Origin of the sequence: Mesorhizobium sp. M7A.F.Ca.US.007.01.2.1 (assembly GCF_003998165.1) — a bacterium.
GTDB lineage: Bacteria > Pseudomonadota > Alphaproteobacteria > Rhizobiales > Rhizobiaceae > Mesorhizobium > Mesorhizobium ciceri.
Genome location: NZ_RZQP01000061.1, coordinates 22,992 through 29,525 on the forward strand (window position 1 = coordinate 22,992; position 6,534 = coordinate 29,525).

Sequence of the window (6,534 nt, forward strand, 5' to 3'; positions counted from 1 at the left end):
TCAAATCCGTATCAGAGAGAGTATGGCTTGCGCGGCCGCATCCGTTCCGGGTTTCAGCGCCATTTGGGCTGCATTGTCCTTGAGGCGGGCGCGCATGGCATCGTCGGCCAGCAGGCCGAGAATGGCTTTCTCCAACACTCCTTCGGTCCAGCCGTCACGGCCGATATGGTCGCCGGTGCCGGTCTCTTCGGCGCGTTGCGCGTTGTCGTGTCCATCCCAGCAATAGGGCATGATCAGCGACGGCACGCCGAAGCGCAGCGCTTCGCAAAAACTGTTGTTGCCGCCGTGATGGATGAACAGATCCGACTTCGCCACCACCGAGGGCTGCGGAAACCAGGCGTCGAGATAGACATTGTCCGGCACCGCGCGGTAAGCGTCGCGCAGGCCGCCGGCATTGACGATGAAGCGCGCCGGCAGCCTGTCGAACACCACCAGCATGCGCTCGATCAGGCCGACATCCATGGCACCCAGGCTGCCGAAGCTGACATAGACCAGCGGCCCGCCATTGCGCGGGAACACCGGCACCTCGAACGGCCCTTCAGAACGCACGCAGCCCTCGAGATAGACGAAGCGCGCGGGGTCGAGCGGCTCGGCACGCTCGCGGCGCACGATCGTCGGCGTCAGCAGCAGGTTGAGATCGGGCGACGTCTCGAGGAACTGACCCTTCGGCAGCGGCCCCAGTCCGGCATCCGCCCGGAAGCGGTTGAAGCGGTCATGCGCCGGCGCGCAAGCCGCCAGATACCTGGCCTCGAACGCCGCGCGTTGCGGGTCGTCCACGCCAAGCCCCGACAGATAGGGCGGCACATTGGCGTCCGGCAGCTCGGTCTCGGCGCAGGAGACGACGCGCACCCACGGACAGCCGGCGGCGGCGATCGCCGGGAACATGATGACATTGTCGAGCACCACGGCATCCGGCTTGAGCCGTGCCAGCAATTGGCGCAGCGGCGCCTCGGCATTGACCGCGGTGTCGACGATGGCCTGCCAGGTCGGAGCGACATAGGTCTCAAGCTGGTCGATCGGGCTCAGCCTGAAATGCGGCAGGTGCCGGCGCACGAAAGCCTGCCAGTAGCTCTGACGTTGGCTCTCGCTCAGCGGCTCGTCGGTTGGCAACTGGTATTCCTGGAAACCATAGTCGGCAAAGACGCCGGAGAAACCGGCATGGCAGATGAAGACGGGCCGGGCGCCTTTCGCACGCAGCGCCTGCGCGATGCCGACGCAATTCAACGCCGCGCCGAAGCTTGCTTCGGGAAACAGCGCGATGGTCGGGCTGGCTTTACGCGTCAATTAATCCTCGTCATTCCGGCCGGCTGATCGTGCCGAACAGCGCGGGAGCCCCGCGGCTGGCCGCTTGCGGTCGCTGGTTGCGGGAGAGCCGCAGATGAATGCGAAGCAGATCGGCAGCCACCTCATACTGCAGGCTTTCAAGATGGTCGAGTATGACAAGGTGTTCGCGCAGCGATTGCCGCAATCGGAAGACGTTGATGCCGGCATAGATGCCCGGCAGCCGGCGCAGCCTGAGGTGATCGGCGAGCGCGTCGGCGATGAAGCGGTTGGCGCTGCCCTCGGCGAGCATGCCGTGAAAATCGATGTCCAGCCGCTGGAACTCGCGTGTGTCGAAGGCGGCGTCCGGCAGCGTCACCAGCGCTTCCATAGCCTGGCGCAACGTCGCCGCCCGCGCGCCGTCCAGCCTGAAGCCGGGCGTCAGGATGGCCGCGGGCTCGAGCAGCAAGCGGAACTCGTAGCTGTCGCCTTGCGCTTCCGGATCGTCGGGCGTGCGCCGAAACAGCCAGGACTGGCCAGGCGCGCGATCCAGCAGATTCTCTTCGGTCAGTTTGTTCAACGCTTTTAATACCGTCTTGCGCTCGGCACTGTAGCGCCGCATCAATCCCGCGACGGTCACCGTCTGGTCCAGTCGCCGCGCCGAGCGGTCGCGCAGGATCGCCTCGGCCAACTCGTCCTCCTCGGCAGCGGGCAATTCCGTGGCAACCGAAGCCTGCGCGGTGAGGTCGATGGCCAGATGATAACCGGATTCCGCCTCCCAGCGCACGACGCCCCGTTCCGCGAGCAGACCGAGTGCCGCCCGCACCGGCGTGCGCGAGACATTGCACAGCGACGCGATCTGCTGCTCGGGCAAGCGTGCGCCGGGCTCGAAGCCGCGCTGGCGCGCCACATCCAGGATGCGCTGCGCCAGATCAAGATGGTTGGTGCGGGGTCGTCTGGCTGCGGCTTGCATGGCTGGTCCAGCGGAAAACGGATGACCGCATTGCTTTGACCGATCGCCCGAACGGACGCAATCGGCCAGTTTCCTCGGTCGTTTGACAAATTATGGATTGACGTACTTTTTTCTGCAATAGTACTGTCAACACAATCGGCGAGAAAAAGACCGAGGGAACAGGATCGAGGCAGCGGCAAGGGTCGCAAGCGTTGGTCCGGCGAATGAAATTCGACGATCAACCGAATGGGAGTCTGTCATGACCGCTGCCAGCCTGCGGCGCCGTGCGCTGAAAACATCTTCGATCGCACTTGGCCTGGCCTTGGCGCTGTCCGCGCCGGCGACGGCTGCCGACCTCGTCATTTCGAACTGGGACGGCTACATGGCACCCGACGCCATGGCCACCTTCAAGACCGCAACCGGCGTTTCGGGCGAAGTGGTGGTGCATGCCACCAATGAAGAGATCATGGGCAAGCTGATCGCCGCCGGCGGCAAGGGCTATGACGTGGTCTTTGTCTCCTCACCCTTCGCCGAGGTGCTGAACAAGCTCGGCCTGACCGAGCCGATCGACCACGCCAAGATCCCCAACCTCGCCAACCTCTATCCGGAAGCAGCCAAGCTGCCGCACGATGTCGGCAATGCCTTCTCGGTGCCCTACACCTGGGGCACCACCGGCCTCTGCTATCGCTCGGATCTGATGAAGGTCGCACCGGCCAGCTGGAGCGACCTGCTCGCGCCCTCCGACGAATTGAAGGGCAAGACCACCATGCTGGCGACCGACCGCTGGCTGCTGGCCGCCGGCCAGCTCGACAAGGGCTATTCGGTCAACGAGACCGATCCGGCCAAGATGGCCGAGGTCAAGGATCTGCTGATCTCGGCCAAGAAGACCCTGCTCGCCTATGACGACACCACCTTCTATTCCAAGCTGGTGTCCGGCGAGGCACTGATGGTGCAGGCCTGGGACGGCTGGTGCAATTACGGCATCGCCGAAAAGCCGGAGATCAAATACGTCATTCCCAAGGAAGGTTCGGACCTCTGGGTCGACACGATGGTGGTGATGAAGGCCTCCGCCAACAAGGACGCCGCCTTCCAGTTCATCAACTTCATGCTCGACGCCAAGAACCACGCCTGGGCGGCGCAGAACATCGACTACAAGGTGCCGAACAAGCCGGCCATGGAAAGCCTGCCGGCCGATTTCCTGGCAAAATTCCCCAACATGGCGATGCCGGTGGCCGATCTCGTCAAGTTCGAGCAGTTGCGTGACGTCGGCGACGCCCAGCGCGACTATTCGAAGATCGTCAGCGAGATCAAGGCTGCGCAGTAGGCGGAAGCTCCAACAGCATCCTGGAAGCAAGCTTGCGTTCCGTGTCGCCCCCCTCTGGCCTGCCGGCCATCTCCCCCTCAAGGGGGGAGATTGGCTGTGGCATCGCTTTCGCCAATCTTCGACTTTTGAGGGCAGGCGAGACATTGGAGCTGCTGATCTCCCCCCTTGAGGGGGAGATGCCCGGCAGGGCAGAGGGGGGTACTTCGTGAAGCACCAACCCTCCCGCTCGTCCCTCCTGATGGCCCCGGCGCTGGCCTGGCTCGCGGCCTTGATGGTGGTGCCGTGCGCGCTGGTACTGGCGCTCGCCTTCTTCCGGCGTGGGATCTATGGCGGCATCGAATACACCTTCACGCTGGAGAATTTCGGCCTGGTCTTCGACCCGCTCTATGCCGGCATCTTCCTCAATTCGGCGCGCATCGCCGGCACCGCGACCCTGATCGCGGTGGTGATCGGCTATGCCGCCGCCTACGCGATATCGGCGGCACCGCGCCGGTGGCAGCCAGTGTTCCTGTTCTTCGCCGTGCTGCCGTTCTGGTCCAACTATCTGATCCGCACCTATGCCTGGATCGTGCTGCTCAACCGCGAAGGCCTGATTACCCAGCTGCTGCGCTGGTTCGGCTACACCGGCGAGCCGCCGTCGATGCTCTACACCGAAGGCGCCGTCATCGCCGGCCTGGTCTATAACTACCTGCCCTTCGTCATTCTCGCCTGCTACGCGCCGCTGTCGCGACTCAACCCGGAACTCGCCGAGGCCTCGCGTGATCTCGGCGCTTCGGCAGCCACCACGTTCCGTCGTGTCATCCTGCCGCTGACCGTACCGGGCATCGCCGCCGGCGCGGTCTTCGTCTTCGTGCTGTCGATCGGTAATTTCGTCACGCCCGCGCTGCTTGGCGGCGGCCGCTTCCAGATGATCGGCAACCTCGTCTACGACCAGTTCCTGACCGCCAACGACTGGCCTTTCGGGGCGGCACTGGCGATGGCGCTGATTGCCATCATGCTTCTGGTACTGATGGCGCAAGCGCTGGCCGCCAATCGCGCCTCGGGTCACGTCACGCAAGCCGGCGGAGACACCGATGGCTGAGCGCTCCCCTGCCACGCGGCGCACGCTCTGGCTCGTGCTCAGCCTGGTCTTCGCTTTCCTCTACATCCCGATCGCCGTGCTGGTGGCGCTGTCCTTCAACGAAGGCGGGCTGCCAACGGCGTGGTCGGGCTTCTCCCTGAAATGGTACGCCTCGCTGGCCGGCAATTCGGCGATCCTGTCCGCGGCCCTCAACACGCTGATCGTGGCGCTGGTCTCGACCGCGATCGCCACTCTGCTCGGCACGCTGCTGGCGATCGGCATCGAGATGCGCCGGCAATACGGCAAGGCCCTCGAAGCGCTGATTTTCGCACCGATGATCATTCCCGACATCGTGCTGGCGATCGCGCTGCTCTCGTTCTTCTCCATGCTCAACCTGACAATGGGCCTGCACACCATCATCCTTGCCCATGTCGTCTTCAACCTCGCCTTCGTCTGCTCGGTGGTGCGCGCGCGGCTGAAGAGTTTCGACTGGTCGATCGTCGAGGCCTCCGCCGATCTCGGCGCCTCCGCGCTCACCACCTTCCGGCGGGTGACATTGCCGGTCATCGCGCCGGCGGTGATTGCAGGGGCGCTGCTCGCCTTCACGCTCTCGGTCGACGAGTTCATCATCGCCTTCTTCACCGCTGGCGCCGGCCGCGCCTCGACGACGCTGCCGATGCAGATCTACGCCATGATCCGCTTCGGCATCACGCCGGAGATCAACGCGCTGGCGACCATCGTCATGGCGGTCTCGATCACCGCGCTGACCCTGTCGCAGCGGCTCAACCGTGGGATCATCGGCCAATGAGCGAACCCCGCACTCTGCTGGCCATCGATCATGTGTCGAAGAATTTCGGCAGGGTGACGGCTGTCGACGGCATCTCGCTCGACATCCGCGAGAACGAGTTCTTCGCTTTGCTCGGCCCGTCCGGCTGCGGCAAGACCACGCTCTTGCGCATGCTGGCCGGTTTCGAGACGCCCAATGACGGGCGCATCCTGCTCGACGGACGCGACATCGCCAAAACCCCGCCCAACAAGCGGCCGGTCAACCTGATGTTCCAGTCCTACGCGCTGTTTCCGCATATGAGCGTTCGCGCCAATGTCTCCTACGGCCTGGAGATGGAACGTTTGCCAACAGCTGAAATCCGCTCCCGCGTCGATGCCATCCTGGCGACGACCGAGCTCGTCCCCTTCGCCGACCGCAAGCCGGAGCAATTGTCGGGCGGCCAGAAGCAGCGCGTCGCGCTCGCCCGCGCGCTGGTCAAGCGGCCCCGGCTGCTGCTGCTCGACGAGCCGCTCGGCGCACTCGACAAGAAGCTGCGCGGCGCCATGCAACTGGAATTGAAGCGCCTGCAGCACGAGGTCGGCATCACCTTCGTCATCGTCACCCACGACCAGGAGGAATCGCTCGTCATGGCCGACCGCATGGCGGTGCTGAAAGACGGCAGATTGCTGCAATGCGACACGCCGCACGCGATCTACGAACACCCCGCCGATCGCTTCGTCGCCGACTTCATCGGCGTGATGAATTTCGTGCCGGGCCAAGCCGCCGTCGATGGCGTTGTGGCCACGAATGGCGCACGCATATCAGGCAAGGTTCCGGCAACGCTCTCGCCCGGCGCATCCGCTGTCGCTTCGGTGCGCCCTGAGCGCATCCGGCTATTCCCATCGGCGGAAACCGCCAACCGCATCACCGGCACGGTCGAGGCGCTGGCCTATCAGGGGCTTGACCTGCAGCTGCATGTCCGCACGCCCCTGTCGCCAAAACCGTTCCTGGTGCGCGTCACCGCAGACGCCGCCGACCGCCGGCCGGTCTCGTCGGGCGACCAGGTCGAACTCGGCTGGGATGCCGCCGATGTCAGAATTTTCGCAGAATGACAGGAGAAGCCTGATGGCGCAGAAGACGATCGCGTTTTTTCCAGAAGCCGCCTACGGCCC

General features: G+C 64.5%; 6 protein-coding genes. 4 read left to right on the forward strand and 2 right to left on the reverse strand.

The features are described from left to right. Window positions 1-1,284, reverse strand: a complete 1,284-nt coding sequence (locus EN949_RS13880) for a glycosyltransferase (protein WP_013528948.1) — start codon at window positions 1,282-1,284, stop codon at window positions 1-3. Between the two features lie 10 nt (window positions 1,285-1,294). Continuing rightward, window positions 1,295-2,233, reverse strand: a complete 939-nt coding sequence (locus tag EN949_RS13885) for a GntR family transcriptional regulator (RefSeq protein ID WP_127367740.1) — start codon at window positions 2,231-2,233, stop codon at window positions 1,295-1,297. A gap of 238 nt (window positions 2,234-2,471) precedes the next feature. Between EN949_RS13885 and EN949_RS13890 the strand changes: the two genes are divergently transcribed. From EN949_RS13890 to EN949_RS13905, 4 genes are all read left to right on the forward strand, one after another. Next, window positions 2,472-3,536 carry a spermidine/putrescine ABC transporter substrate-binding protein gene (locus EN949_RS13890; protein ID WP_127371710.1) on the forward strand — a complete coding sequence of 355 codons (1,065 nt, stop codon included), beginning with the start codon at window positions 2,472-2,474 and terminating at the stop codon, window positions 3,534-3,536. Between the two features lie 238 nt (window positions 3,537-3,774). Continuing rightward, window positions 3,775-4,617: an ABC transporter permease gene (locus tag EN949_RS13895; RefSeq protein WP_027163033.1), complete on the forward strand. Its 843-nt coding sequence runs from the start codon at window positions 3,775-3,777 to the stop codon at window positions 4,615-4,617. Next, window positions 4,610-5,404 carry an ABC transporter permease gene (locus EN949_RS13900; protein ID WP_024504742.1) on the forward strand — a complete coding sequence of 265 codons (795 nt, stop codon included), beginning with the start codon at window positions 4,610-4,612 and terminating at the stop codon, window positions 5,402-5,404. Before EN949_RS13895 ends, EN949_RS13900 begins: the two co-directional genes overlap by 8 nt. Further along, window positions 5,401-6,474, forward strand: a complete 1,074-nt coding sequence (locus EN949_RS13905) for an ABC transporter ATP-binding protein (RefSeq protein WP_127371119.1) — start codon at window positions 5,401-5,403, stop codon at window positions 6,472-6,474. The genes EN949_RS13900 and EN949_RS13905 overlap by 4 nt, the downstream gene beginning before the upstream one ends. The last annotated feature ends 60 nt before the right edge of the window (window positions 6,475-6,534 follow it).